Here is a 24,639-nt window from a genome sequence, read left to right as displayed (position 1 = left end):
GCCACGCAAGACGTTAGCAGCGGGTTGTTAAAGACGAATTACTTAAGACAACCTTAAGATCGGGCGGATAGCTGAATTTCTGACGGCTCAATCAGCGCGTAAGGCCTTCATGGGATCAATGCGTGTGGCAAGGCGCCCGGGAATACAACAGGCGATGAGCGCAACCAGAGAGAGAAAGAGGGCGATCGCCACAAATGTCAGCGGGTCGGTTACATTTACCGCAAAGAGCATTCCAGCCAGTGCGTGTGTGCAGAAGAAGGCCGCGATGATTCCGATGGCCACGCCGGTAAGAACAGGAGCCATGCCGCGATAAAGACTGTGGCGGAGGATCGCTTCGCGTGTCGCTCCAAGTGCGATGCGTATACCGATTTCTTTTGTTCGACGCGCGACGAAGAGTGCGAGCGTACCGCTCACACCCACTATGGGAAGGACTGTTTCTAGGCGTTCTAACTTCCACGAACAAACCGGCCTGAAGATTCATCGTGATAGGAGAGCGATGGAAGCAAGAAGAACTTCGACAACAGTCGGGAGCGTGAGTAGCCGTGTTCTATTCAGGTTGATGGGGGCTGGTGATGCGGACACACCGATGGTGGAAAAGCAGGTTTGCAGGACACCGAAAGGTGTCCTGCATTCTAGGCAGCGCGGACGGGGGCTTCGATCTGGCCGTTTTCAATTTTTCCCTGACAGTCGATGCAGTACGGGGTCCATGGCACGGCTTCAAGCCGTTTGGCGCCGATGGGATTTCCGCATTGCAGGCACTCGCCATAACTGCCGTCGTCGAGTCGATCCAGCGCAAGGCGAATTTGCGATAGCTGCGCATGGCCGCTTGTGCCCTGGGTAAACAGCAACTCCTTTTGATACGATGTTACCGCCTGATCGGCGACATCCTGCGTTGCGTCTGCTACAGTCTGGCGGCCTTGTTCAACGGCGGTCAGCATGTTGCGTTCGAGCATAGCCTGCTCCTCGCGCAGTTTCTCTTCTAATCGCCGTGCGTTTTGTGGGGACTGGGTCACTTTAGTTGAACTCCTTTATCGAATCATCTTTTTTCTCTCTCTTCCTTGCGAGACAAATATTGGACGCAGGATCGAGAAGAAAAGATTTGCGGCTGAGTTGCATTAATTGAGAAATTTGCGCAGGCAATAAACACCTTGACTAACCCAACGCACCCCGGGTATTATTTGGTTAGTCAAGGTGAACGACATTGCAAATGCCTGAAACACTTATCGAAGCCATCCGCTACTTCTCCGACGAACAAACCTGCATCAATGCGGTGGCTTATCTGCGCTGGGAGGACGGCAGTCCAGTATGCCCAAAGTGCAATGCGGCTCAAGGAGAGCGTAATCATTATTGGCTTACAACTCAGAAGCGTTGGAAGTGCTATGCGTGCCGCAAGCAATTCAGCGTCAAGGTTGGAACGATATTCGAGGATAGCCCAATCGGTCTTGATAAGTGGCTCACTGCCCTTTGGCTGTTGGTGAACTGCAAGAACGGAGTTAGTTCCTACGAAATCTCGCGCGATCTGGGAATTAGCCAGAAAGCCGCATGGTTTGTTCTACAGCGTCTCCGTCATGTTCTGAAGGACACCACCGTTATCCCGATGAAGGGGCCTGTGGAAGCTGACGAGTCGTTCCACGGCGGCAAGCCCAAGAACATGCATCGCAGTCGTCGCCTCAAGATGAGGGTTGCAATGAACGGCTATGAAGAGAAGACGGCGGTGTTCGGGATGCTGGATCGTGAGACTCGTAAGGTTCGCGCTCAGGTCGTCCCGAACGTCAAGCGGGAAACCCTTCAGAGGGCCATTCTTGACCGTGTAGGCTTCGGCGCGACGGTCTATAGCGATGGATGGCCGGGATATGACGGTCTAGACGCAAAGGGCTTCATCCATGAAACCGTCAACCATGTTGAGGAATATGTTCGCGGTCAGGTTCACACGCAAGCAATCGAGAATTTTTGGAGTCTGCTAAAAAGGGGATTGAATGGAACCTACGTTGCTGTCGAGCCATACCACATGGACCGTTATCTAGATGAAGCTATGTTCCGGTTCAATCACCGAATTGGTCATACTGATTCGACCCGCTTCGCACAGGCGCTCGCTCAGGTCGTAAGCCGTCGCCTTACCTATAAGGAATTGACGGGCAAGGAGGCAGGGTCTTGTTAAGCCCGGTCCTTTGAGGGGGAGTAAACGAATCGAGTATGACGTGAAGGTTTCGCTGCTTTGGCAGCCGCGATTGCGGCGCGGGAGGAAGCCGGGGAAGCTTTTGCAACCTTCGCCAAAGCGTCAGTAAATGCCTGAAATTCCCGTGGTGGCAGCCCCGAGTTTTTTCTAGGCGAATCTGACGACGATGACATATAACTGTCCTTCTCGGCTTTAACCGACGGATGGCCTACCAGAAGTGTATCACCGAGGGGGCAATCCGATGGATGACATGAACGTTGCTTATATAAATCCGCGCATCATTACGTGGGCTATGGCCCAAAACAATCTAGTGCCAGAGCAATTGGCCACGGAAGCCGTCACTGCCGACAAAATAAGAGCATGGGAACAGGGGGAACCGATCAGTGAAGATCAGGCGGAATTTCTTGCCAACAAACTCCAAATTCCATATCTAGTGCTATTCCTCCCGAACCCGCCTCAACCTGATCCGGTGCCAATTCCCGATCTCCGTACCCGCAGCGGAAAGCCTGTAGCCGAACCCTCACGGGAATTTATTGGCGTAATCAATGACGCGCTCATGCGCCAAGATTGGTTTCGTGAGCATAAGCTTCGCCAGGGAAAGCAAAAACTAACTCTTGTTGGCCGATTCACTACCAAGGATTCCGTCGCCGATGTTGCTGCCAATATGCGGTTGGTTATCGGAGTGAATGCCGATTTTCGGCAGCAGTGTAGAAGTTGGGAGAAATTCCTTCGTCAGCTAATCAAAAAGGTCGAGGTTGCGGGAATTTTGGTAATGAGGAGTGGGGTTGTCGGCCACTCCACTCATAGACGACTAGACGCGGAGGAGTTTCAGGGCTTCGCAATCAGTGATCCATATGCGCCACTAGTCTTCGTTAATGATACCGATGCAAGAGCGGCTCAAATTTTCACTCTCGCGCATGAACTTGCTCACATTTGGATAGGGAAAACTGGTATTTCCAATGCCAGACTTGCCGGGCGGAGTCTGAGCGAGTTGAGTAATATCGAGCGTTTCTGCAATCAGGTCGCCGCCGAATTTCTCGTGCCAGAGAAATCCTTCAATGTGTCATGGCAACCATCGCGGAGCATCAAGGCCAATCTTGAACGCATACAGCGACATTTTTGGGTAAGTTCATTGGTAGCCCTGCGGCGAGCCTATGATCTGAAAAAACTTAATTACGACGACTTTAAGGCCGCGCTCGACCAAGAGTATGCCCATTACTATGCAATCGAGCAAAGACGTAAAAAGCGTGAGGAAGAGGCCAAGAAAAAACAAACTGGCGATTTCTGGTCCACATTCAAATTGCGCAATAGCGTACTGTTCTCTAACGCTATTGCGGCAAGCGTCAGAAACGCTACGACAACCTACACGGAAGCCTCTAATCTCCTCGGCGTGACAATCGCGACAGTCGAAAGGTTCCTACATAGGGAGAAAGCCGCCGCTTGAGCAGCTACTGGCTCGATTCCGATGTTCTCGTGTGGGCGAAGGACAACGTAGCCCCATTGGGGTATACGGAATATGCCGGATTCTGGACTCTAATAGAACGCAACATCGCAAATGGTGCCATCAAGATCACCAAGCGAAATTTCAAGGAAATCACCGAGGGGCGGAAGGGGGACGACGAACTAGCTAAATGGCTCAAATTGCAATTGACCAAATGGCCAACTGTGCGAGTCTCGCCCTCCAAAAGTGTCCAAGAGTTTGCCGCGAAGATTGGAGAGTACGTCTACACGGAAAGTCGTTTCTATGCACGTCATCGTGCGAGGTTCTCTAGCGGGGCAGATGCGTGGCTCATTGCTCAGGCGGCCATCGACAACGGCACCGTTGTCACGAGGGAAGAATCCGCACCCATGTCGCACGAGCCAAAGATTCCCGACCTGTGTAAGCATTTCGACGTGAAAATCATTACTCTTACGGATCTGATGAAAACGCTCGGCACCACTAAGAAATAAATTATGGGTTAGCCAAGGTATTTATTGCCTTTGCGCAGTCTCTCGTCACACGCTTGATACTGCAGCGGCTGCCGTATACGCTTAAAGAAGCCATGTACGAAGACTTTCATGTGACTGATCGCTGGACCGGCGAAGATCTGCACTGCCAGTGGAAGGCAAATATTGTTGCCATCGCTACCCGCCATGCCGATGCCGTGGATGTTCGCTATGAAGTGAACAAGAGACCCGTGTGGATCGCGATGCCTTGCGAGGCATGGGTGGAGCAGAAGAAGCGGACCGGGCATGTGATTACCGATCAGCTCGCCGCGCAGATCGCGGGACATTACCTCAAGGGCGCGATCGAATCTGGCTATGACAATGGCCGCGAGATGTACACCATGAGCATCGATGAAGTACTCGATCATCTGGATGTGGTGCTTCATGAGGCAGGACATACGAGCAAGCTGCCTACTCTGCCAGCCAACGATGACGCGCAACCTGTTCCCTAAGATTGTTCGGGAAGACTCTCAACACAAAGGACTGCGTGAAGCAGTCCTTTTGTTTGTGCACTGTAACTTGTTTTGATCTAGTAGCGACCCCCACCACGTGGCCTTCTTGAATCGCGGCCGCCGGATTGTGCCTGGTAGCAGCTCTTGCAGAAGACGGGACGGTCGCCTCGTGGTTCGAAGGGAACCGTTGTCTGCTGACCGCAACCGGCACAGATTACGGATGTTCCCGTCGAAACATTCGACCGATATCCGCCGCCCCCGCCTCCGTAACTGCCACCGCCACCGCCCCCCTGATGGTCATTCTTTTTTGCCTGACGGCATGCCTTGCACCGCTTGGGCGCGGAATAACCGCGTTCGCGGAAAAATGCCTGATCGGCGGCACTAAAGGTGAATTCCTGTCCACAGTCGCTGCAGATGAGTTGCAGGTCCCCAGTCATATCGGCTCCTTACCTTGTTCGAACTATATTCGTTCCCGTCTGGAGAGTTCCTGCGCCTAATCCATATCTACTCGGTACCTGGAGGAGATAGACAGAAAGTCTGAGCAGCGGTTCGAGGGTAGTGCTTATTATTGCACTTTAGGGCGGCTCCGAATCATTAAATCGAAGCCAAGGTTTGCCGTATGCCCTCTTTATAGGGCGTTTTTGGCAGTTCACCTAACAGATCTTTCAGGCGCGTGTCGTCCAGAATGACTGGAGAAGTCTGCAGATAATGCATTTCAACCAATTCGCGCACCATGGGGTTGAAGAGGCCGAAAATGCGCAACATCGTCTTTCCGGCAACTGTATATTTCGGCTTACGTCCAGCTTGCGCAAAGATTTCGGCGGCCATGGCGCGGGTTGAGGTGACACCAGCCCCTCCCAGATTCCAAGCCTTACTCCATGCTCCTCGCGTAGCGATAAGGCGCGCGACGGTGGCGCCCGCGTCGGGGATGTAAACAAACTCGTGGGGCGTGTCGATAGGGCCAACGAGTTGAGCGCGCTTCCCCGTCTTGGCAGATTGAAAAGCGCTCCAGAGGAAGCTTTTATCGACACCAGGACCATAGAAGTCGGGCAGGCGCAGGATTGCCGTCTGAATTTTTCCCGTTTCGTGCGCTGCAAGTACCAGGTCTTCCTGCTCTTTGCGCATGCGGCCCTTGAATGTATGTGGTTGGCGCGGGTGATCCTCGCTTACGCGTTCGGCCTGTGGTCTGCCAAACGGATAGACAGTACCGATGAGGAGAAGCTTCTTCACGCCCGCGGCGACGGCTCCATCGAGGGTCTTCTTTATAAGCTGCGGATGAAGTTCGAATTGCCAATAGTTGACCCCCACCATGTAAATGGCAGTATCGATGTCAGCGAGCGCTCGACGGATCGATTCGGGAGAGTCCGGATTCCAGCTGACGAGGCTGGCGAGCGGATCAGCTCCGAAGCTTACTTTCAGCGAGGACTCTGATCTTCCAATGACACGGTAACGCGTTGATCTTGCGCTGAGCGCGGCGGCAATCGATTTGCCAAGGCTTCCAGATGCTCCAATGAGCGCGATCGACTCCATAGAAATTCCCTCTGATGTGCGGGTCTGCGTTGGCTGATGAATCTGAGAATTGTCTGCCATGTTTCAGAACAAAACTCGACGATAATGCTTTGCCATCTCACATTGCAGAATGGCACAATAAACAGTTTGCCCAAGGAGTGTATTTATGGGAGCTGCCACGATGGCAACTGACCTGCGAACCCTGACTGAAGGCCCTCACGTTCACCGGAATCTTTCTACCCCTCAACTCGTGGAAGCCGCCATTGCCCGCGGCGAGGGAAGACTGGCCGCAAATGGCGCGCTGGTGGCATTTACGGGCGCCCGCACGGGACGTTCCCCGAAGGACAAGTTCACAGTCGAGGATGATGAGACGCGCAGCCGCGTTGACTGGGGTAAGGTAAACCAGCGTTTCGATCCGGCGAAATTCCAAGCTTTGCTCGACCGGGTTACCAAACACATGGCGGAGCGCGACCTGTATGTCATGGATTTGTATGCCGGCGCAGATCCGGAATATCGTCTGCCGATAACGATCATAACGGAATACGCGTGGCACGCACTTTTTGTGAAGCAGCTCTTCGTGCGTCCGCAAATGGCTGAACTGGGACGCCATGTCGCGGAATTCACAGTGATTGCTGCACCAGAATTTGAAGCTGTTCCCGAGCGAGACGGAACCAAGTCAGGAACGTTTATTCTCGGGGACTTTACGCGCAATGTCATTCTCATCGGCGGTACGAAATACGCCGGCGAGATGAAGAAGTCCATTTTTGGAGTCATGAATTACCTTCTGCCTGCACGGGATGTTTTCCCCATGCACTGTTCCGCGAATATCGGCGCCAACGGGGAGACAGCTTTGTTCTTCGGCCTTTCGGGAACGGGCAAGACCACGCTATCGGCGGATCCTCTTCGGCGGCTGATTGGCGATGATGAGCATGGCTGGAGTCCCGCTGGAGTCTTCAATTTTGAAGGCGGATGTTATGCCAAGTGCGTCGACCTGTCCGAAGAAAAAGAGCCGCAGATTTATCATGCGATCCGCTTCGGGTCGGTACTTGAAAATGTCGTGATCGATCCGGTGACCGGTGTTCCTGATTATTCTGATATTCGCTACACGGAGAATACGCGAGTGGCGTATCCGATTGAATTTATCGAAAACGCCGTGATCCCTGGTGTCGGTGGGCATCCAAAGAACGTGCTTTTTCTGGCGGCTGATGCTTTCGGCGTGCTTCCTCCGATTGCGAAGCTTACACCCGAGCAAGCGATGTATCACTTCCTGTCCGGATACACGGCGAAACTTGCAGGAACCGAAGCCGGCCTGGGCAGCGAGCCTGTGCCCGAATTTTCTGCGTGCTTCGGATCGCCGTTCCTGCCGCTTGCTCCGCGCGTGTATGCGGAGATGCTCGGCCGTAGGCTAAAGGAGCACGATGCGCAGTGCTGGCTTGTGAACACTGGCTGGACTGGCGGCGCGTTCGGTGTAGGCAAGCGCATGAGCCTCAAGCACACGCGTGCCATCGTGCATGCGGCCCTCGACGGAAGGCTTGCCAAGGCTGAGTACGTCACAGAAGATGCATTCGGATTATCGATTCCTACTTCATCCCCTGACGTTCCGGCTGAGTTGCTCCATCCGCGCAATGCGTGGGCGGACAAGAAGGCTTACGATGCGCATGCTCGTCTCCTGGCGGCAAAGTTTGAAGAAAATTTTGCCAAGTTCGACGCTCCTGAAAATGTTCGCGCCGCTGGTCCAAAGTCTCGCGCTTAATCTGCGATGTACGCTCGCAAGCTGCAGGTCGAAAGCGTGAATCCTCACGGAGAAGCACAGCTGTGCCCCATCGCCTGGATCGACAATTTCGCCATGCGTAACTTCACGAACGATGCGGTTTTCGATGACACATTGCCTGTCGCCGATGGCTTGCTGGAGGTGGGTTTCCGAGTCCCGATTGATCAGCTCGAGATGGCGATGGAAGACTGGTTTCGGCGCAAGGGCTATATCAAGCCTGAGGAGAAGCTGCGCGTTACTCAGCTTCAGGACGGGTAGTATTCCAGATACAGCACAACTTCAAATGGGCTCGGCTGGCCATCCTTCATTTGCGGTTCGAAGACGAGGTTTCGCGCGTACTTGCGGATAGTACCTTCGAGGTGCTTGTCGTCGGAGTCGATGATCGATTCTTTCGTTACGTGTCCTTTCTCATCCACTGAAATTGCAATCTGAACGTTTCCATATATCGGCTGCGACAGGTCCATCTTCTTCGATTTGATAATTTTGTACTGGCTTTGCTGCGTGGGCTGCGATGGAGTGTCGGGTATTTTCAAGAAATTTTCAGGAAATGTTTTGACGGCTTCAACAGTGCCGGTTGCCTCGACAATCAGTTTCTTGTCCTCATAAATCCGGATCGCGCCCGGCACTGTATGCGAGCCGATCGGCAGCCACTGGTCATACATGATGGTGCGGTTGAACAACTGCGCGTAGGCAAACATACGAATCATAGGGTTAAAGCAGATGGCTGTACCGTCATTGTCATTCGCACACAGCACTGGAGCGCCTTCCAATTGCTCAGGGTGCATCGCGTCGATGCTTCCCGGCTCGGACTTGAAGCGGTCCACTGCGGCCGTTGGGAGGTCCATCACCTCGTCGAAATCGACTATCTTGAGCGGCATTTCACCCGTGTAATGAAGCCATTGAATGTGATCGCGCACATTGCTGATTCTGGTTAATTGGTAATTGTCGGCTTTGACCTCGACCCGCTCATACATGATTGGGTCGCGATAGATGTCGTACGTCGCAGTGCTTTCGTGTCCTTCCCGATCATAGAGTTTCAAGTCATAGTGAACGTGGTGGGGGATGTCAGTGGCCGTCGTCCCGGCGAGAAGGGACTGGGCGTGCGCCATCTCCCGTTCGTAATTCGTGTTTTGCATCACCTGGCTATGCGCATACGCGAAAGCGAACGTAAACAGGAGAATTGGAGTAAGGCTGCGCATTCGGCGATATGGTAGCGTTCTGCCGCGCGATGAGCAACTGTTTGCAGCGGCATGCATCGCGCAGGGAAACCCGCCAGTTAGTCTACGCGAAGGATCTTTCTCGCATCCCAGCTATTGTTCGTCAAACTTTCTACCGAGGTATGTTATGAAACTGGAAACCATGCGGGAGCTTCTGCTGGACGAACTGCAGGACCTTTATTCAGCCGAGACACAGATAACGAAGGCCTTACCGAAAATGGCCAAGACATCAACGAGCCCAGAACTGAAACAGGCCTTTGAGAGCCATCTTCAGGAGACCGAAGGGCATGTGCAACGGCTCGAAAAGATCTTTAAGCATTTGCAAGAGAGCTCCAAGGGCAAGACGTGCGAAGGCATGAAGGGTCTGCTCAAAGAGGGTGAAGAACGTATCAAAGACGGCGGCGAGCCCGAGGTTGTAGACGCTGGACTTATTGCTGCGGCGCAGCGCGTCGAACACTATGAGATTGCGGCGTACGGTTCAGTTCGCACCTACGCTGAACTGTTGAAGGAAAGCGACGTTGCGAACTTGCTGGAGCAGACGCTTGCAGAAGAGAAGTCGGCTGACCAGAAGCTGACAAAAATCTCCACGACTGTGAACAGGAAAGCCAAGGCGGCCTAATCTGTTCGCTTCACAGTTACAATTCCGTCCGGATTGCATGCGAAATGCGATCCGGGCTATCCAACCGTTGATGCAATCAGAACCATCTGAGCTACTGAAAGTGAGGTAGATGACATGTTTCTGATTCTGGCGTTGGTCCTGATACTAGCCTGGATTGGCGGATTTGTGGTGTTCCACACCGCAGGATTTCTCATTCACTTACTGCTGATCTTCGCGGTGATTTCGATCATCATGCATTTCGTTCGGGGTTCTGCTGCGAAAGCTTGAAAGGCGCCGTTGAGCGGCGCCTTTCTTATTCGTTGTAATGCAAGAGACTGAAGACGTCGTAGTCTTTGAACTTGTCGCGTCCTTTCAGGAAGTCAAGCTCCACGGCAAATCCAAGACCAGCGATGTGTCCGCCTAACTGCTGGACCAGCTTTACCGTCGCTTCCATTGTTCCGCCGGTTGCGAGCAGATCGTCGACGATAATTACCTTCTGACCTGGTTCGACGGCGTCGAGGTGGATTTCAAGCGAATCGGTTCCATACTCCAGGTCATAGGTGACGCGGGCCACAGGCGCGGGCAGCTTGCGCGGCTTGCGGACGGGCACGAAGCCGGCGTTGAGGCGATAGGCGAGAGCCGGGCCGAAGATGAAGCCGCGTGCCTCGATGCCGAGCACGAGGTCGATGTCTTTGCCGATGTAGTGCGCGGCCAAGGCATCGATGAGCTGGGCGAAGCCGATTCTGTCTTTCAGTAAGGTCGTGATGTCGTAGAAAAGAATTCCCGGCTTGGGGAAGTCAGGGACGGTGCGAACGAGCGGCTTCAACGGCTCGCAATCTAATGCGTGACTCATAACTGGCGTTACCAGGCTCCTTCAATCTGAAATGGTCCAAGGTCATTGTCTTCCGAATCGTCGAGCTGGTGTTCGATGACATGGTCGACACGGCTGCCCCGCGATCCGCGACCGAGGGCGAGGCGCAGGGCGGCAAGTTCGTTTGCGTCACCCGCTGCAACGACTTCGACATGACCGTCTTCTGTATTGCGCACCCAGCCACGCAGGCCCAGCGCTCCGGCTTCGCTGTGCACATACCAGCGGAAGCCGACGCCCTGCACGCGGCCTTTGATGAGGTAATGACGAACCATATTGGGGTGGACCGAAGACAAGTGTTGCAGATGCGCGGCTCGGGTGCAAGGCACGTCGCGCCTACCCCCTGGACCCGAAGTTCTTGAAATCAAACGATCTACGTAAAGATAGCGCTAACTATCAGATACGAATGCGCTTATATGCAAGTATTTGATTCTGCTGGCATTATCGATATGCGGGGAAATTGCTATTCGGCCTGTTATTCGATTCCCCTATTTATAGTTTACCGGAATCCGGCATAATCCCACGCCACTATTCGTTGCGACGATTAATTTATTTCGAGTCGAAGGTAATGCTATGAGTTGCGTCCGGATTTGCGATGGGGGCAAAGCCTATCTGCTCGTACATACGGGCCGCATCGGAAGTTTCGGCACGAAGTCGCACGATGCGAAAATGCTTTCTGGCTTCGGCGAGGAGTGTGGTGACGAGCGCTCTTCCGATGCCTTGATTCCGCCATGCTTGTTTCACGTAGACGCGCCTGATCCGGCCAATTTCAGGATTGGCGGCGAATGGATCGCAATTGAGTCCGCCTACGGCGACCAGCAGGCCTTGATTGAAGTGGCCGCAGAGGATCTCTCCGGGGCCGTCGAAGCGATTCTTTGCGCTGGTTCAGTCGTCGAGCAGCGTCTCGATGAAGTTGTAGCCTTCGCTGCGTGCCTCGGACTGCAATTGTTCCATTCCCGGCATGGGCAGCTCAATCTTCTGGATTGAGATCTTCGGTGAGGCCGTGCTCAATGGCGAATCGCCCACGCGAGTCCGTCGGGTTCTGCGCCGACATCGATATGGCCTGTAACTTCGAGTGTCTTCAGGTCGATCACGGCGACGTAGTTATCCGGAGAGCAGGCGACGTAGACGCGCGCGCCATCCGGCTGCATGACGATGCCGGCAGCACCGTGGCCGATCTTGATTCGCTTTACTTCTTTTCGCGTAGCGGCGTCGTAGATGGCCAAGTCGGGCTGTCGCAGGCTTGAGATGAAGACGAGCTTTCCGTCAGGGGTGAACTTGAGGCGGTTGGCTCCCTGCATGTTGGCTGCGAGTGTTTGCGTTACGGTTTTGCTGGCGCGGTCGATGATCGAGACGGTGCCGTCCTGTGCATTGGCTACCCATATCTCGCTGCCGGAAGGCGAGACATCAAATCCCTCTGAACCCTTGCCGACTGGAATCACCGTTTCATTCCAGTCGCCGCCGGGCGCGCCCATTGGCGGGGGGCCCGGTGGAGGGCCTGAACCTGCCGGCATGGGCGGCGGTGGTCCTCCGGGAGCCTGGCCTTTGATTTTCTCGATAAGGCTCACGGTTGCGGAACTCACATTCGTGGTGATGATCGACTGCACGTCCTGCGAGACGAAGATCATGTGCGTGCGGTTCTGGCCGGTTCCCAGGATCCAATCGACTTTACTGCCTGCAGGATCATAGCGGCCGATTGCTTTTGCCGCTTCGGCGGTGAACCACACTTTGCCATCGACAAACGTGAGGCCATGCGGTCCGCGCAGAGGGCCGAGATCGATGGAAGGCATTGCTTGCTGATGCACAAGATCGATGACTGCAAGCGTGTTGTACGCTCCAAAGCCATAGTTCGAAACGTATGCGGTGCTCCCGTCACTCGATGCAATCACTTCATGAGGATCATTGCCGACGGGAACGCGGGCTATCACCTGAAGGCTGGAGGGATCGACGATGGCAAGCGTATGCGCCCGCTTGGACAGGGCCAGCAAGGTCGTCTGCGGCGTGCTCTGAGCACCGAGTTGGAGCGACAGACACAGTCCAATGCAGAGGGATGCGAGAGCGAGCTTCATTTTCATCACGCGCAAATCTTACTCCCAAGCTGGTGCTGTTCCTATCGCTTTCGCGTTTGACTCATGGGAGATAGATCTGAGAGGTTTTCCCTTGAATTGCGGAAGAAAACAAAGTTGGATGTTACCGAGGTGAGTTCGAAAGATGGCCCACTTAGGATTTCTTACGCTGCACGTGATGGGACACCTCTTTCCGATGAGCACGCTGGCGGCGCATCTTAAGAGTCGCGGGCATCGGGTGACGTTCTTCGCATTCGCGGACTCGGAGGCCTTTATCACGCAAGCCGGGTTGGAGTGCGTTGTCGTAGGCCGCGAAGAATTTCCGCTTGGCTATGTTAAGCGGGCTTTCGGCGCGTTGAGCCGGATGAGTGGCATACGCGGAATTCGTTATACCGTCGACCTTCTGTGCAAAGAGGTTGGGGCTCAACTGGCTACGCTGCCGGAAGCGATCAGAGAAGCAGGAATCGACGCGCTGATTATCGATCAGTTCTATATCGGCGGCAGCACGGTAGCCGACCACTTGCAATTGCCCTACGTGCACGTTGCGAACGCTCTGTTGAGTAACGTCGACAAGAAAATTCCGCCGATCATTTTCACCTGGAGCGACGAACGAGGATTCATCGCCCTGGCTCGAATCAGACTTGCTCACGCGATCATCCGAAAGATGTTTCAACGGGTTTGGGACGAACTCAACAGGCAGCGACAAAAATGGGGGCTGCCGGTTTACACGGAATTCCTGAATGAGAGGTTTGGGGCGCAACCGCAGATCTGCCAGCAACCGCGAAGCTTTGAATTTCCCCGGAATTTGCCGCCCACATTTCATTTCGTGGGACCGCTGCATAAGAGTGAGAGCAGGCCGGGTACATCCTTTCCATGGGAGCGAATTGACGGGCGGCCGTTGATTTATGCGTCGATGGGAACGCTGCAGAATGGTCTGGAGTGGGTCTTTCGAGCGATAGCCGAGGGCTGCGCCGGAGTGGATGCGCAGCTTGTTCTTTCGCTTGGCGGCAATATGGATCCGGCGCAGTTTTCGCAGTTGCCGGGCGACCCCGTCGTTGTCCAGTTTGCGCCGCAGCTCGAAGTGTTGAAACGTGCGGCCTTGTGCATTACGCATGCGGGATTGAATACGGCACTTGAGTCGCTGGCTCAGGGCGTGCCGATGGTTGCAATTCCGATTACAAATGACCAGCCGGGTGTGGCTGCGCGCATTGTGTGGACAGGTACGGGCCAGCTGATTCCGCTGAAGAAACTCACCGCAAATTCTCTCCAACGCGCGGTGTCGGGCGTTATGTCGAATTCGACGTATCGCGAGAATGCGCGCAGGTTCAGAGATGAGATTGCGAACTTGAACTCGCTGGAGCGTGCGAGCGAGATTGTCGAAAGCGTCCTGCGCTGAGCGGCGCCGGTTTACACTGGCAATTGCTTAGCAGGAGGTGGGTTCGTGGCAGAGATTGTTGCGGGTGAGAGTGGTCTCGAAAAGGTGCGTGTCAGCACGGCTGCGGCTGAGGCAGACATTTACCTGCACGGAGCGCAGGTTACGTCGTGGCGCCCGGCGGGCGATGAAGATGTGATCTTCCTGAGCAAACAGTCGAAGTTTCAAGATGGCAAAGCAATCCGTGGAGGGATTCCGATCTGCTTTCCATGGTTTCGCGGGAAGGCCGATAACCCGAAAGCTCCGGCACATGGAGTTGTGCGCACAAAATCGTGGAAGCTTGATTCATTGGAGCAGCAGCAGGATTCAGTTGTGGTGACAATGTCGACCGAGAGCGATGACGGAACCCGGCAATGGTGGCCGCATGAATTTCGTGTGATGCATCGCGTGACGGTTGGTCCTGAACTGAAGCTGGAACTTATCGTGACGAACACAGGTTCGACCGCCATGCATTTTGAGGAAGCTCTGCACACGTATCACCAGGTTGGAGATGCAGAGAAAGTTCGCGTGTCCGGTCTGGATGGAGTTGTTTTTCTCGACAATATGGATGCGAATCGCGAGAAGACGCAGCGCGGCGATGTCATTCTGACGCAGCCGACCGACAACGCGTATCTGCAAACAAAGAGTGTGCTTGAACTGGTCGATGCAATTCTGGGCAGGCGGATCAAAATCGCCAAGGAGAATTCGCTTTCAACTGTGGTGTGGAATCCGTGGTCAAGCGGAGCGAAGGCTCTGGCGGATTTGGGAGACGAGGAGTGGCGGCATTTCGCGTGCGTGGAGGCAAGCAATATTCTGAGTTGCGGTGTGGACCTTGCTCCCGGCGCACAGCACACGATTGCGGCGAGGATCAGCGTGGCGGCTAGTTAAATCCGCGACGCGTCCTACGCTGGGACCAGTCGTCCATTTCACGCTCCGGTTCGCGTTCGGGGCGCGAGGGGCCGCGTGCCTTATCCTGCGCTGCGAAGCCGCGCTCTTCGGTCCTGCTGAGTCGATGATGCGCATACATGCCTTCGAGCAGGAATTCCGCGGCTGCGACGAGGTGTTCGGGATCGGATCCAGATTTGATTTTTAGCGGTGAGAGTTTTTCTGCGAGTCCTTGAATTTGCTTCAATTCAGCGGCAATGGACTTCGCGGGCTGGTCGTCATCGAACTTGATCGTTCCGCCGAGATTGAACCATTGCTCAATTTGCTGGGTGTTTGTTTCCACGAAATATTTGTCGAATATTTTGGCGACTGCAATACGAAGAATTTCGCGCACGACGGTATCGGCGCCGCGCATCTCGCCTTCGTATTCAAGCTCCAGCTTTCCGGTGATGCCGGGCAACGCAGCATACAGATCCCCGACGCGCGGCATGACCAGCGATTCGCCATGCATCAAGGCCCTGCGCTCCGCATTCGAGATGACGAGATCCATAGTTGAAATCGGCAGACGCTGGCTTACGCCGCTGCGCTTGTCGACCTTTTTGTCTTCGCGCGCGGAAAAGGCAATCTGTTCGATGATCTCGCGCATGTATTGCGGAATCTCGAGCGTGCCGAGACCGCGTGCGCTCCAGGCTTCCTGCGCGGTGATGGCGATGCCTTCCTCAATCGTTTCGGGATAGTGTGTGCGAACTTCAGAGCCGATGCGGTCTTTCAGCGGTGTGACGATCTTGCCGCGCGCGGTGTAGTCTTCAGGGTTCGCGCTGAAGACCAGCGCTACGTCGAGGGCGAGACGCACGGGGTAGCCTTTAATCTGCACATCCCCTTCCTGCATGATGTTGAAGAGGGCTACCTGAATTTTTCCGGCGAGGTCCGGGAGTTCGTTGATGGCGAAGAGGCCGCGATTGGCCCGTGGCAAAAGGCCATAGTGCATGGTCAACTCGCTCGATAAGTCCTGTCCGCCGCGTGCCGCCTTGATTGGATCGAGGTCGCCGATCAGGTCGGCGACGGTGACGTCAGGTGTCGCCAGTTTTTCGACATATCGCTCGTCGCGGTCCATGTAGGCGATGGGGGTTGCGTCGCCTTTTTCAGCGACAAGGTCGCGGCATCGCCTGCAAAGCGGATGATAAGGGTTGTCGCGGATTTCGCATCCGGCGATGTAGGGAGTCTGCTCGTCAAGCAGCGCAGTCAATGCGCGCAAGATGCGGCTCTTGGCCTGTCCTCGGAGCCCGAGCAAAATGAAGTTCTGCTTCGAGAGCACGGCGTTTACGATTTGCGGAACGACGGTGTCTTCGTAGCCGATGATCCCAGGGAAGATGGTCTCACGAGTTTTGAGTCTCGCGATCAGGTTTTCGCGCAGCTCGTCTTTCACCGTGCGCGATTGGAGACGTGCTTCAGAAAATGTAGAGCTCTTGCGTAGCTCGCCGAGAGTTTGAGGCAACTGGCGGTTGGTCGGCATCGTTACTCCTGATCTCTAGAGTATGACTTGTTTTTCAAATAGACGAGTGAAGACAGGGAATCAGTAGCGCTTTTCCCGGATGGGCTTCTTGAAAGTCATTGGCTGAGCGGAGCTACATGACCTGTCCATTGTGGGTTGCGACGCGGCTGGATATTGCGCCAATGCGGAGTTTGGGCAGCATGGTTTTGTAAAACTCAGACAGCATTTGCGTGCGCTCGGCATCGGAGCGAATGTTCAGCAGTTGCTGCTTGAATCCGAGATCGGCCGGTAAAGCCCAGGCGAGCTGAAAGGCGATGGGAGCATCGAGATTGACGTGCGCAGGTTGGTGCTCTACGCCGGCAAGCTCCAGGACTTCAAAGTGTAGGGCGAGGCATTCTTCGCGCGACTGCCGCGAGGACTCGGCTCCGTCGTCGGTGAAGAAGTCTACTTCGGCTTGCAGGAACGCTCGCGAATTGTCGAGTTGCTCAATCTCAAAGCGGTCGCCGCCATCGCATAAGATGTCGAGCCGTCCATCGTCATATTCCTGCAGAATGCGTATGATTCGCGCCATGCAGCCGATTACTGCCAGTCCTTCGCGCTGTGCGCGCACCACGCCGAAGCCGGTTTTTTCTGCGAGGCATTCGGTGATCATCTCTTTGTAGCGTTCCTCGAAAATATGGAGGGGCAGCGGGGTTCCCGGGAAGAGCACGACGTCCAGCGGAAAGAGGGGAACTTTCATGATCAAGCCATTATGCGCGTTTTGGTCGGGAAGGGAAGGTGTCCGACGCTCTTTGTTTTGATACGCCGCGACGGCGTTGCTATGAGGTCCGTTCGGGTCAAAGAGAACAACTACCCGGCCAGTTCCAGATCGTCGAGCATGGCCTGCATTTCACTCAGGGCATGCTGATTGCCGGTGCGGCGCGCGCTGGCGATGCCTTCTGCGAGCTGCGCTTTTGCCTCGTCGGCTCGTCCGGCCTTGGCCAGCGTCTGAGCGGCCATGAAGTATCCGGCGGTGTAGTCAGGGTGGTCGGCGAGCAGGCGCTGGAACTCCTGCATGGATGTTTCTACGTTGCCCTGGCTGGCGTGCTCCATGGCGAGGCCGTAGCGGGCGAAGGCGTTGGTTGGATCCTGGGTGAGTATTTCGGAGAGCGCGGCGATCTTATCCATCGGGTTGATTATTTCGCGCCGCGGAGGAGGACGCAAACTGCCGCGGAGAGCGTTTGCTTAAATCGGCGCCATTGCTTGAAACTGGTAGGTGGCCCCTTTGTGAGCGTTTGCGCGATTCTTAACGCATTTGCTTGCGGAAGGGTTGGGAAAGGCGAGTCTTGATGAATTTTTCCGGGCCTTCACGCCCCGTACGTACGGTTGCCGAATCGCAGTCGGAGATGACGGAGCTGATTCTGCCGAATGACACCAATACGCTCAACAATCTTTTGGGTGGGCGGCTGATGCACTTTATTGATCTGGTGGGAGCGATGGCAGCCTACCGGCATGCGCGCACGCATGTGGTAACGGCTTCGATGGATCACATCGACTTCATTGCGCCAGTGCACGTAGGGGATCTGCTGATTCTGAAGTCGTCGTTGAACCGGGCGTTCAATACCTCGATGGAGGTGGGCGTCAAGGTCTGGGTAGAGAACACGATTGCCGGAACGCATCGGCATGTGGCTTCGGCGTATCTAACGTTTGTGGCGGTGGATTCGCAGGGGCGGCGCGTTCCGGTCCCTTGCCTGGAGCCCGAGAATGAGGAGCAGAAGCGACGTTATGAAGATGCTGGGCGTCGGCGGGAGCAGCGGCAGAAGGAACTGGCGCACAAGCGCTCGGCCAAAGCCGAATTGGCTGCGCAAGGGCGCGTTTGATCGACTGAATTAGCGCACAAATTAAAGGTTTAAGCGCGAAATCAGCGCGCAAAGAGGAGCTTTTATGGCACATGGACATGCACCCCAGCCGCCGGCGCCGCCGCCGCTTCCGGGCGTGGCGAATATTGTGGCAATCGGTTCGGGTAAGGGCGGCGTGGGGAAGACCACGCTGGCGGTGAATGTTGCCGTCGCGCTGGCGAAGCTGGGCTACAAGGTTGGGCTGATCGATGCCGACATTTATGGCCCTAACGTTCCGCTGATGCTGGGGTCGGGGCAGCAGCCTCGCGTGCTCCAGAACAACCAGATCGAGCCGAATTTCGTTCACGGGATCAAGGTCATCTCGGTCGGCTTTATCTCGCCCGGCGACAAGCCGATGGTGATGCGCGGGCCGATGCTGCACCAGATCATCCGGCAGTTTCTACAGCAGGTGGAGTGGGGGGAGCTCGACTTTCTGATTATCGACCTGCCGCCGGGGACGGGGGATGTGGTGATCTCGCTGGTGCAGACGGTGCCGTTGACGGGCGCGGTGGTGGTTTCGACTCCTTCGGATGTTTCGCTGCAGGACGCGCGCAAGGCTCTCGAAATGTTCCACCAGGTCAACGTCGAGGTACTGGGGATGGTCGAGAACATGAGCCACTTTACCTGCCCGCATTGCCACCAGGAGATCGACATTTTCTCGAAGGGCGGCGCGGAGCGGACGGCGAAGCAATTCAACATTCCGTTCCTCGGGTCGATTGAGCTTGACCCGGAGATCCGGCAGGGTGGTGACAAGGGGCTGCCGGTTGCCCTGCTGGGCGAGAGTTCGGCCAAGGCCAAGGACTTTTATTCGGTTGCGCGACAGATTGCGGAGCGGGCGCAGGCGGAGTCGGCCAAGGCTGAGAACGTCTTTGAGATCAGCTAGGGCGCAACCCCGGTATATTTCTACGGAAATTCCTGATTCTGAACGGGTTAACGTGAATTAATAGGTAAATTATCTGTTTTCAATTACTTACGTTAAAAACAAGAAGGGCACGGTTTTTGAGGCCGTGCCTTTTCTGCTTCTGTTCTTATTATAGCGTTTTTTGCAGTAATTCCCTGCAGCTGCTTCGTCTTGCTAAGTCATTTATTAATAAATGACTTGCTGGTCGCTGGATGAGCCAAGGGGCTTGACAGCGTTTATAGGCGTCGATCGTTGACAGCGAAAGGCGAGCGATCTAACGTCAGACGTATCAGGAGACAGAAATGAGCGTCCAACTCACACGCGAACAGGAGGAACTGGTTCGGGCTAAGCTAGAAACAGGGCGATACGGATCGGCCGGGGAAGTTGTTTCTGATGCCCTGCGACTTCTTAGTGAGAGGGACCGCCTTCTGGAACTGACCCGCGACGAGGTCCACACCAAAATTTCGGCGGGCTTGAAGTCTCTCGATGAAGGCAAAGGGACGGACGGAGAGTCAGTGCTCGAACGGCTAGATGCCGAACTCGATCACTTGGAGCGCAGTGGACACGCGTGACGCGCTACCTTCTCTCTCCTGAGGCTGTTGAAGACCTGCAAAGCATCAAAAATTTCCTCGAAGAGGACGCTGGAGTCCGCGTCGCCCGTTATGTTCTCAAGGAACTTCGGGAAGGGATGAGGTTTCTGGCTGAGAGACCAGGAGCGGGACATACGCGTGAGGATCTGACGGACCATCCAGTCCGATTCTTGCCGGTGTTTTCTTATCTGATCGTGTATCGCGAACAAAATCAGCTACTTGAAGTGGTGCGGGTGCTGCATGGAAACCGCAACCTGCGTGCTTTGCTGAAATAGACCGGAAATGGGAAAAGGCCGGACGGGACGCCGACCTTTTCTGGTTCTGGGGTGAGGACTCTTATGCGGTCTTCTTGACGGCAACGGCCTTGACGCGAGCGGCGAGGCGGCTCTTGTAGCGGGAGGCGGTGTTGCCGTGAAGGACGCCCTTCTGCACGCTCTTGTCGAGCGCGGAGACGGTCTGCTTGAACTGCTCGTTGATGGCGGTGACGTCGCCCTTGGCGATGGCCTCGCGCAGGAGGCGGAGGCTGCCGCGAACGCGGCTCTTGTTGGCGCGGTTCACAGCCGTCTTTCTCTCGGTCTGACGGGCGCGCTTCAACGATGAAACATGGTTTGCCATGGTATTCCTTAACTTTCCTCAGGGGAATGGGATGCTGGGCAGGAGAGACACACAAGCCACATCCCGCGCAAAATATAAGTCTATGGGATTTGGGGGGTTGGGTCAAGGGACTAGCCAGAAGCAAGCAGGTTAGGTGCGGAATCTTTGAAGACCTTTCGGCTGTTTAATATTCGCTTGGCGCGACGCCATAAGCGCCAAGAATGTGTTGGAGACACACAAACGTCTCGGGTGTATGAAGGGGATGAGATGACGAATCGGGCAAGGCTATCAGGAATTCGGGAGTTCTCAGGTTGTTTGGCTTGTCTTTTAGATAATGCCATGCAAAGTTAGTGAAACCGAGAAGTGATACCAGTTGCTCATTGTTCTGCCATCGGCTCACTATCTCTTGCTGCCATTTTGCCGTTTCTTCGAATGCCGTATTCGGAGGCAGGTTTACGTCTAGAAAAACCGCGAATGGTATGCCGACAGTGCCTTGTTTTAATGCTTCACGGTAAAGTCTATCTATATCCGCCCGCATGCTCTCTCTGGCGGTAGGTCTCCCGGTTGGTGTAGAGAACCTGGTCGACGACGACTTTTTGTCTCGACGGCTAAGTTCTCACCTGTGTTTTTATTCCGTGCGATAAACTCCGGGTGTGGTTCCCTCCGACTTTCAATCCACTCAAGCTCAAATCCGCATTTAACAAAGGCGGCAGCGATAGCAACCTCATATCTTGCACCTTGAAACTCATTGTAATTTCGAAGTCTTGCCACTAGTTGATCTGGCAGGTGATTCACGCGCAATAGCGTATAAAGATCATGGCTCAAAGCGATCAATTCCGTTGTTGCGCCAGTAGCCGGAGCCCCGTAAACTCTCCCAGGCATTTGCTTCTGGGGTCTATGTTTAAGACCTTCCTCTCGAAATGATCTTAACCACTGAACCACTGCATGCCGTTCATTTTCTGGTTTTAGGATCTCTTGCTTATACCACTTCTCCCCAAATGTGCCCTTCAGTGGAACTTCTACAAGAAATTCGTGGAAGGTTTCTGTAATAGGTCGTAGGTATACTCTGTTCCACAACGCTATTGCACGTGTGTTTTGTTCTTTCCACGGAGTTTGTATTGCGCGGGGATTTGATGTGCGCAAAGGATTGAAGGTGAGTGCACGTAGAGTAGACTCGATTGCTTCCGGCGATGGACCAGAGGCTAGGTTTTGCCCAAGGTCGCGCTCTTCGAGAAGAACTAGCACATCGCAACCAGTCTCTTTTGCAGTATGACCTTTTACAACTGCAATAACAATTCCCTCTTTCCCGTTCTTTATCCCCTTACTATCGCCCGGTTTGTAGCTATCTTCCATGGTGCCGAAGTCGCTACCAGCAGGTACAGGAACGCCGTTGGACAATCGAACAAAATATCCATATTTGATCCACATAAGGTCAGTTCCTTTATAGCTAACTGGACAACACAATCATGAACGACCATTGTAATTTCGATAATCTTTTGCATTATTGTTGTTTGACAAGGCTGGGGGCTCCTCCAGAGAATTGCCCCGGGGCTAAAGCCCTTTTTGTTTTGGCGAGCTATTCATCGGCCTAAAGGCCGATGCTTTCACCGGGTCTTGCTGCGCAAGGCGATCCCATGTCTCAAAAGCGAGACATGGGGCACCCACATCCATTTTCGCGTGGCGTGTTCATTGCTGCTGGGGCTCAGGAAAGCGGGTCCTTTGACTTCCGCATCGATTCGCTCAGGATGACGGCAGTGGGAGAAAAGGCCCGGGGCTGAAGCCCCTTTTGTTTTGGCTCCCTATTCATCGGCCTAAAGGCCGATGCTTTCACCGGGCCTTGCTGCGCAAGGCGATCCCATGTCTCAAAAGCGAGACATGGGGCACCCGGCATACTCGGCGAAAAGCAGATCCTTCGGCTGCGCGCTTTGCGCTCCGCTCAGGATGACAAAACATTGGCGTACGGTTGCGGTATCCCACCCTTTCGCAAAAATGCGCGAAAGGATGGGGCACCCGGCGAGACATGGGGCACCCGGCATCGATTCGCTCAGGATGACGGCAGTGGGAGAAAAGGCCCGGGGCTGAAGCCCCTTTTGTTTTGGCTCCCTATTCATCGGCCTAAATCACCCCAACGCGCAAAGATCGCGCGTTGGGGACCCCGATGAAGGCCGATGCTTTCACCGGGCCTTGCTGCGCAAGGCGATCCCATGTCTCAAGAGCGAGACATGGGCGACCGGCTCGTTTGTGCGAAAGGGCTGAGGAGTTTGCATATTCTTCTGCAAGTGGCGCTCTTGCGGTCGATTCTGCGGCGGAGCATTTGAGGTCCCGGGGCTGAAGCCCCTTCATTTTGGTCCCGCTATTCACTGGCCTAAAGGCCAGTGCTTTCACCGGGCCTTGCCGCGCAAGGCGATCCCATGTCTCAAGAGCGAGACATGGGGCACCCGGCGAACTGCAGATCCTTCGGCTGCGCGCTTTGCGCTCCGCTCAGGATGACAACACAGATTATCCTCACAAAAACCCGTCGGCCTTAATGGCCGAGATGCGCTAGCGCAGCACGAAGTGGCGCGTCGGACACTCGAATGAGCCCCTCGTAAGGCGAGTACATTTCCAACAGCAGCAGAATCGCGCCGGAAACGGAGAGTGCTGAGACCAGCATCGTAACAATGATCGTTGGGTTAGGAGCGGAGAGAAGTCCCCAGATGACGAATGTCACGGTCAGCCAGAAGATCATGATGACCAGCATCGGCTTGGAAATGGACAGGGCTCCCTGCTCGTACATCAACCAGCGCATCTGACCGATACTCATGGCCATATTCAGAGACTGGGATCGTATGAAACGCTGTGAGTCGTCTTTTGGAGCAAGTGCCTCGATTTGATCGTAGAGTGCACCGGCGCCCACAGAAGTAGGGTCCAGCCGGGAAGCCTGGGCGCTATTTTCTGACCACAATTGATTGAGGATTCTCTCAGCTGCATTGCGCAAGGCCTCGCGCGCTTCTTTCGTTTCGGGTCCGTAACGTGCGAGGCCGCGGTCAAGGAAGGCAATGTTTGCCGACAGCTGGGTCAGTTCCGTGGTCTGCGCATCATAGAAGCCCTTGGCCGAAGCGACGAGCAGGCCAAGCACCAGCGCCGACATCGTCCCAACCAGCCCAGTGGCCAGTTTGATCACGTCTCTGGAATCATCACGGAGATGGTGAACAGGCAAGACCTTACGTAGAAGCATCCCGACAACTGCGCCTACGAAAATAATCACAAATGCAATGATGCTGGTACTAAGGGAGCCCATCATCTCCTCCGACCATCACGTCTAACGCAGTTGGGTTCTTGCTTTCCCACCCTGACTGCGACAGGATGGGGCGCTCCTTTTTTTGCAGCCCAAGGCGCGAACGCGATCGCTCCCTTCCACGCTCTGAGTGCGGAACGTGGCCGGCTGCCCGGCACCTACTTGCTTTCCAAAACAACCCGGCCGTACAGCGGCTGCGTCGGGCGTGCGTTGGCCCGGTACAGTTTTGAGAATTGCTCGATCTCCGCGGTTGTAACGGTCACCGGATGCTTCAGGACGTACCAGGTGACGCCTTCACTGCAAGGCGGCGTCGTGAGAGATCCATCGAAGGTGTAGTAACCGCGATCGGCGGGCAGCAGTTTGGCCAGATCGATCTGGATGTTGTTGAGATGTTCTTCTTTGTCCTTTTCTTTGGGGATGTCCTCCCACAGTTCGTGGACGAGAGGGTTGTCCTCTCCCTTCTGCAGGAGAACTGCGACGACGGCCAGGTGGCCCTGCTGGTCGGCGTGGACGAGATGCGCACCGATTTCATAGTCGACCCCGTTGATCCTTTCTTCACTGGGGCGGTGGAAGTGAAATTGTCTGAGTTCGTACCTCTTGCCGCCTACGGTGATGAAGCTGCCGGGGGCGTAGATGATCATGACGGTATGGCCGTTGTCGATGATGTCGAGCGGCGAAGGATTGTAGTTGAACTGGATGGGCGGGAGGTCGGCACTTTGCGGGTTGCGGATGTCGATGGGAGATTGGTGATGGCCATTCGCGCACGGCGCAAACTCGGGTCCAAGCTCAGCCCAATGACTTGGTCCATGCAAGTTGCTGTAGTCCCATGTATGCTCCGGATGCTGCTGCTGCGCTGTGGCTGCCGCTAAAACCAGGGCGCAAAAGATGAGTGCAGGGCGGCAATGCTTCGCTAGATCCATCCAGCCCTAAGTGAAACAGATCGTAGCGACGTATTTGAACTGTCAGAAC

Annotated in this window: 30 protein-coding genes; 14 read left to right on the top strand and 16 right to left on the bottom strand. The window is 54.9% G+C overall.

Annotation, left to right across the window (positions count from 1 at the left end; translation table 11 throughout):
• Positions 1-87: 87 nt before the first annotated feature.
• Positions 88-420 (bottom strand): FtsX-like permease family protein, encoded by a 333-nt coding sequence (locus tag H7849_RS16420; protein WP_186740759.1) that lies wholly within the window; start codon positions 418-420, stop codon positions 88-90.
• Positions 421-632: 212 nt separating this feature from the next.
• Complete coding sequence (locus H7849_RS16415; RefSeq protein WP_186740758.1) at positions 633-953, bottom strand: TraR/DksA family transcriptional regulator; 321 nt, start codon at positions 951-953, stop codon at positions 633-635.
• Between the two features lie 254 nt (positions 954-1,207).
• Between H7849_RS16415 and H7849_RS16410 the strand changes: the two genes are divergently transcribed.
• The 4 genes from H7849_RS16410 (at position 1,208) to H7849_RS16395 (ending at position 4,614) form a co-directional block, all read left to right on the top strand.
• Positions 1,208-2,158 (top strand): IS1595 family transposase, encoded by a 951-nt coding sequence (locus H7849_RS16410; protein ID WP_251106318.1) that lies wholly within the window; start codon positions 1,208-1,210, stop codon positions 2,156-2,158.
• 259 nt (positions 2,159-2,417) lie between these two features.
• Positions 2,418-3,620, top strand: coding sequence for an ImmA/IrrE family metallo-endopeptidase (locus tag H7849_RS16405; RefSeq protein WP_186740756.1), 1,203 nt, complete (start codon positions 2,418-2,420; stop codon positions 3,618-3,620).
• Positions 3,617-4,126 carry a DUF4411 family protein gene (locus tag H7849_RS16400; RefSeq protein WP_186740755.1) on the top strand — a complete coding sequence of 170 codons (510 nt, stop codon included), beginning with the start codon at positions 3,617-3,619 and terminating at the stop codon, positions 4,124-4,126. The genes H7849_RS16405 and H7849_RS16400 overlap by 4 nt, the downstream gene beginning before the upstream one ends.
• Positions 4,127-4,218: 92 nt before the next feature.
• Positions 4,219-4,614 (top strand): hypothetical protein, encoded by a 396-nt coding sequence (locus H7849_RS16395; RefSeq protein WP_186740754.1) that lies wholly within the window; start codon positions 4,219-4,221, stop codon positions 4,612-4,614.
• Positions 4,615-4,691: 77 nt separating this feature from the next.
• Here the strand turns inward: H7849_RS16395 and H7849_RS16390 are convergent, their stop codons facing one another.
• Positions 4,692-5,051 (bottom strand): CxxC-x17-CxxC domain-containing protein, encoded by a 360-nt coding sequence (locus tag H7849_RS16390; protein ID WP_186740753.1) that lies wholly within the window; start codon positions 5,049-5,051, stop codon positions 4,692-4,694.
• 157 nt (positions 5,052-5,208) lie between these two features.
• Positions 5,209-6,204, bottom strand: a complete 996-nt coding sequence (locus H7849_RS16385) for an NAD-dependent epimerase/dehydratase family protein (RefSeq protein WP_251106317.1) — start codon at positions 6,202-6,204, stop codon at positions 5,209-5,211.
• A gap of 85 nt (positions 6,205-6,289) precedes the next feature.
• Between H7849_RS16385 and pckA the strand changes: the two genes are divergently transcribed.
• Positions 6,290-7,876 carry a phosphoenolpyruvate carboxykinase (ATP) gene (gene pckA, locus H7849_RS16380; RefSeq protein ID WP_186740752.1) on the top strand — a complete coding sequence of 529 codons (1,587 nt, stop codon included), beginning with the start codon at positions 6,290-6,292 and terminating at the stop codon, positions 7,874-7,876.
• Between the two features lie 6 nt (positions 7,877-7,882).
• Entirely contained in the window at positions 7,883-8,152 is a 270-nt protein-coding gene (locus H7849_RS16375) for a hypothetical protein (RefSeq protein ID WP_186740751.1), read from the top strand.
• Here H7849_RS16375 and H7849_RS16370 read toward each other — a convergent pair.
• Entirely contained in the window at positions 8,140-9,093 is a 954-nt protein-coding gene (locus H7849_RS16370) for an energy transducer TonB (protein WP_186740750.1), read from the bottom strand. The genes H7849_RS16375 and H7849_RS16370 overlap by 13 nt on opposite strands.
• A 145-nt stretch (positions 9,094-9,238) precedes the next feature.
• On the opposite strand from H7849_RS16370, the gene H7849_RS16365 reads away from it, so the two are divergent.
• Both H7849_RS16365 and H7849_RS16360 read left to right on the top strand, forming a co-directional pair.
• Positions 9,239-9,730, top strand: coding sequence for a ferritin-like domain-containing protein (locus H7849_RS16365; protein WP_186740748.1), 492 nt, complete (start codon positions 9,239-9,241; stop codon positions 9,728-9,730).
• 114 nt (positions 9,731-9,844) lie between these two features.
• Entirely contained in the window at positions 9,845-9,997 is a 153-nt protein-coding gene (locus H7849_RS16360; protein WP_186740746.1) for a lmo0937 family membrane protein, read from the top strand.
• A 25-nt stretch (positions 9,998-10,022) separates the two neighbouring features.
• On the opposite strand, the gene H7849_RS16355 is transcribed toward H7849_RS16360, so the two are convergent.
• The 4 genes from H7849_RS16355 to H7849_RS16340 all read right to left on the bottom strand — a co-directional run bounded on the left by H7849_RS16355 (position 10,023) and on the right by H7849_RS16340 (position 12,652).
• A complete protein-coding gene (locus H7849_RS16355; RefSeq protein ID WP_186740744.1) occupies positions 10,023-10,562 on the bottom strand; it encodes an adenine phosphoribosyltransferase in 540 nt (179 codons plus the stop codon).
• 8 nt (positions 10,563-10,570) lie between these two features.
• Complete coding sequence (locus H7849_RS16350; RefSeq protein ID WP_186747604.1) at positions 10,571-10,852, bottom strand: acylphosphatase; 282 nt, start codon at positions 10,850-10,852, stop codon at positions 10,571-10,573.
• A 274-nt stretch (positions 10,853-11,126) separates the two neighbouring features.
• The gene (locus tag H7849_RS27535; protein ID WP_432756552.1) at positions 11,127-11,396 is read right to left on the bottom strand and encodes a GNAT family N-acetyltransferase; all 270 of its coding nucleotides are present in this window, start codon (positions 11,394-11,396) and stop codon (positions 11,127-11,129) included.
• A 188-nt stretch (positions 11,397-11,584) separates the two neighbouring features.
• Positions 11,585-12,652, bottom strand: coding sequence for a YncE family protein (locus H7849_RS16340; RefSeq protein ID WP_251106315.1), 1,068 nt, complete (start codon positions 12,650-12,652; stop codon positions 11,585-11,587).
• Between the two features lie 136 nt (positions 12,653-12,788).
• Here H7849_RS16340 and H7849_RS16335 point away from each other — a divergent pair, with 136 nt between their 5' ends.
• Entirely contained in the window at positions 12,789-14,039 is a 1,251-nt protein-coding gene (locus tag H7849_RS16335; RefSeq protein ID WP_186740742.1) for a glycosyltransferase, read from the top strand.
• Positions 14,040-14,084: 45 nt separating this feature from the next.
• Positions 14,085-14,942, top strand: coding sequence for a D-hexose-6-phosphate mutarotase (locus tag H7849_RS16330; protein WP_186740740.1), 858 nt, complete (start codon positions 14,085-14,087; stop codon positions 14,940-14,942).
• On the opposite strand, the gene H7849_RS16325 is transcribed toward H7849_RS16330, so the two are convergent.
• The 3 genes from H7849_RS16325 to H7849_RS16315 form a co-directional block, all read right to left on the bottom strand.
• Positions 14,935-16,452 carry a magnesium chelatase ATPase subunit I gene (locus H7849_RS16325; RefSeq protein WP_186740738.1) on the bottom strand — a complete coding sequence of 506 codons (1,518 nt, stop codon included), beginning with the start codon at positions 16,450-16,452 and terminating at the stop codon, positions 14,935-14,937. The two genes, H7849_RS16330 and H7849_RS16325, sit on opposite strands and share 8 nt — an antisense overlap.
• 112 nt (positions 16,453-16,564) lie before the next feature.
• Positions 16,565-17,170, bottom strand: a complete 606-nt coding sequence (locus H7849_RS16320) for an LON peptidase substrate-binding domain-containing protein (protein ID WP_186740736.1) — start codon at positions 17,168-17,170, stop codon at positions 16,565-16,567.
• Positions 17,171-17,280: 110 nt separating this feature from the next.
• Positions 17,281-17,598, bottom strand: a complete 318-nt coding sequence (locus H7849_RS16315) for a tetratricopeptide repeat protein (protein ID WP_186740734.1) — start codon at positions 17,596-17,598, stop codon at positions 17,281-17,283.
• A gap of 161 nt (positions 17,599-17,759) precedes the next feature.
• Between H7849_RS16315 and H7849_RS16310 the strand changes: the two genes are divergently transcribed.
• The 4 genes from H7849_RS16310 to H7849_RS16295 all read left to right on the top strand — a co-directional run bounded on the left by H7849_RS16310 (position 17,760) and on the right by H7849_RS16295 (position 20,074).
• The gene (locus tag H7849_RS16310) at positions 17,760-18,290 is read left to right on the top strand and encodes an acyl-CoA thioesterase (RefSeq protein ID WP_186740732.1); all 531 of its coding nucleotides are present in this window, start codon (positions 17,760-17,762) and stop codon (positions 18,288-18,290) included.
• Between the two features lie 64 nt (positions 18,291-18,354).
• Complete coding sequence (locus H7849_RS16305; RefSeq protein ID WP_186740730.1) at positions 18,355-19,191, top strand: Mrp/NBP35 family ATP-binding protein; 837 nt, start codon at positions 18,355-18,357, stop codon at positions 19,189-19,191.
• Positions 19,192-19,511: 320 nt separating this feature from the next.
• Positions 19,512-19,781 carry a ribbon-helix-helix domain-containing protein gene (locus H7849_RS16300; protein WP_186740728.1) on the top strand — a complete coding sequence of 90 codons (270 nt, stop codon included), beginning with the start codon at positions 19,512-19,514 and terminating at the stop codon, positions 19,779-19,781.
• Positions 19,778-20,074 carry a type II toxin-antitoxin system RelE/ParE family toxin gene (locus H7849_RS16295; RefSeq protein WP_186740726.1) on the top strand — a complete coding sequence of 99 codons (297 nt, stop codon included), beginning with the start codon at positions 19,778-19,780 and terminating at the stop codon, positions 20,072-20,074. Before H7849_RS16300 ends, H7849_RS16295 begins: the two co-directional genes overlap by 4 nt.
• 61 nt (positions 20,075-20,135) lie before the next feature.
• On the opposite strand, the gene rpsT is transcribed toward H7849_RS16295, so the two are convergent.
• The 4 genes from rpsT to H7849_RS16275 form a co-directional block, all read right to left on the bottom strand.
• Positions 20,136-20,414, bottom strand: a complete 279-nt coding sequence (rpsT, locus tag H7849_RS16290) for a 30S ribosomal protein S20 (protein ID WP_186740724.1) — start codon at positions 20,412-20,414, stop codon at positions 20,136-20,138.
• 501 nt (positions 20,415-20,915) lie between these two features.
• Positions 20,916-21,821, bottom strand: a complete 906-nt coding sequence (locus H7849_RS16285) for a hypothetical protein (RefSeq protein WP_186740722.1) — start codon at positions 21,819-21,821, stop codon at positions 20,916-20,918.
• A gap of 1,096 nt (positions 21,822-22,917) precedes the next feature.
• Positions 22,918-23,676 (bottom strand): bestrophin-like domain, encoded by a 759-nt coding sequence (locus H7849_RS16280; RefSeq protein ID WP_251106314.1) that lies wholly within the window; start codon positions 23,674-23,676, stop codon positions 22,918-22,920.
• A gap of 152 nt (positions 23,677-23,828) precedes the next feature.
• The gene (locus tag H7849_RS16275) at positions 23,829-24,590 is read right to left on the bottom strand and encodes a carbonic anhydrase (RefSeq protein WP_186740720.1); all 762 of its coding nucleotides are present in this window, start codon (positions 24,588-24,590) and stop codon (positions 23,829-23,831) included.
• Positions 24,591-24,639: the final 49 nt, after the last annotated feature.

Origin of the sequence: Alloacidobacterium dinghuense, assembly GCF_014274465.1 — a bacterium.
Classification (GTDB): domain Bacteria; phylum Acidobacteriota; class Terriglobia; order Terriglobales; family Acidobacteriaceae; genus Alloacidobacterium; species Alloacidobacterium dinghuense.
The sequence above is the reverse complement of the archived record's forward strand: the minus strand, read 5'-3'. Positions and strand labels throughout refer to the sequence as shown.

Bases quoted from the DNA above. Each gene is read 5' to 3' on its own strand.
- H7849_RS16350 (WP_186747604.1), bottom strand. From the start codon at position 10,852: ATGGTTCGTCATTACCTCATCAAAGGCCGCGTGCAGGGCGTCGGCTTC.
- H7849_RS16395 (WP_186740754.1), top strand. From the start codon at position 4,219: ATGTACGAAGACTTTCATGTGACTGATCGCTGGACCGGCGAAGATCTG.
- H7849_RS16340 (WP_251106315.1), bottom strand. From the start codon at position 12,652: ATGAAAATGAAGCTCGCTCTCGCATCCCTCTGCATTGGACTGTGTCTG.
- H7849_RS16285 (WP_186740722.1), bottom strand. From the start codon at position 21,821: ATGTGGATCAAATATGGATATTTTGTTCGATTGTCCAACGGCGTTCCT.
- rpsT (WP_186740724.1), bottom strand. From the start codon at position 20,414: ATGGCAAACCATGTTTCATCGTTGAAGCGCGCCCGTCAGACCGAGAGA.
- H7849_RS16385 (WP_251106317.1), bottom strand. From the start codon at position 6,204: ATGGCAGACAATTCTCAGATTCATCAGCCAACGCAGACCCGCACATCA.
- H7849_RS16280 (WP_251106314.1), bottom strand. From the start codon at position 23,676: ATGATGGGCTCCCTTAGTACCAGCATCATTGCATTTGTGATTATTTTC.
- H7849_RS16325 (WP_186740738.1), bottom strand. From the start codon at position 16,452: ATGCCGACCAACCGCCAGTTGCCTCAAACTCTCGGCGAGCTACGCAAG.
- H7849_RS16275 (WP_186740720.1), bottom strand. From the start codon at position 24,590: ATGGATCTAGCGAAGCATTGCCGCCCTGCACTCATCTTTTGCGCCCTG.
- H7849_RS16315 (WP_186740734.1), bottom strand. From the start codon at position 17,598: ATGGATAAGATCGCCGCGCTCTCCGAAATACTCACCCAGGATCCAACC.
- H7849_RS16335 (WP_186740742.1), top strand. From the start codon at position 12,789: ATGGCCCACTTAGGATTTCTTACGCTGCACGTGATGGGACACCTCTTT.
- pckA (WP_186740752.1), top strand. From the start codon at position 6,290: ATGGGAGCTGCCACGATGGCAACTGACCTGCGAACCCTGACTGAAGGC.
- H7849_RS16365 (WP_186740748.1), top strand. From the start codon at position 9,239: ATGAAACTGGAAACCATGCGGGAGCTTCTGCTGGACGAACTGCAGGAC.
- H7849_RS16370 (WP_186740750.1), bottom strand. From the start codon at position 9,093: ATGCGCAGCCTTACTCCAATTCTCCTGTTTACGTTCGCTTTCGCGTAT.
- H7849_RS16375 (WP_186740751.1), top strand. From the start codon at position 7,883: ATGTACGCTCGCAAGCTGCAGGTCGAAAGCGTGAATCCTCACGGAGAA.
- H7849_RS16310 (WP_186740732.1), top strand. From the start codon at position 17,760: ATGAATTTTTCCGGGCCTTCACGCCCCGTACGTACGGTTGCCGAATCG.
- H7849_RS16415 (WP_186740758.1), bottom strand. From the start codon at position 953: ATGCTCGAACGCAACATGCTGACCGCCGTTGAACAAGGCCGCCAGACT.
- H7849_RS16355 (WP_186740744.1), bottom strand. From the start codon at position 10,562: ATGAGTCACGCATTAGATTGCGAGCCGTTGAAGCCGCTCGTTCGCACC.
- H7849_RS16305 (WP_186740730.1), top strand. From the start codon at position 18,355: ATGGCACATGGACATGCACCCCAGCCGCCGGCGCCGCCGCCGCTTCCG.
- H7849_RS16320 (WP_186740736.1), bottom strand. From the start codon at position 17,170: ATGAAAGTTCCCCTCTTTCCGCTGGACGTCGTGCTCTTCCCGGGAACC.
- H7849_RS16300 (WP_186740728.1), top strand. From the start codon at position 19,512: ATGAGCGTCCAACTCACACGCGAACAGGAGGAACTGGTTCGGGCTAAG.
- H7849_RS16410 (WP_251106318.1), top strand. From the start codon at position 1,208: ATGCCTGAAACACTTATCGAAGCCATCCGCTACTTCTCCGACGAACAA.
- H7849_RS16360 (WP_186740746.1), top strand. From the start codon at position 9,845: ATGTTTCTGATTCTGGCGTTGGTCCTGATACTAGCCTGGATTGGCGGA.
- H7849_RS16390 (WP_186740753.1), bottom strand. From the start codon at position 5,051: ATGACTGGGGACCTGCAACTCATCTGCAGCGACTGTGGACAGGAATTC.
- H7849_RS16405 (WP_186740756.1), top strand. From the start codon at position 2,418: ATGGATGACATGAACGTTGCTTATATAAATCCGCGCATCATTACGTGG.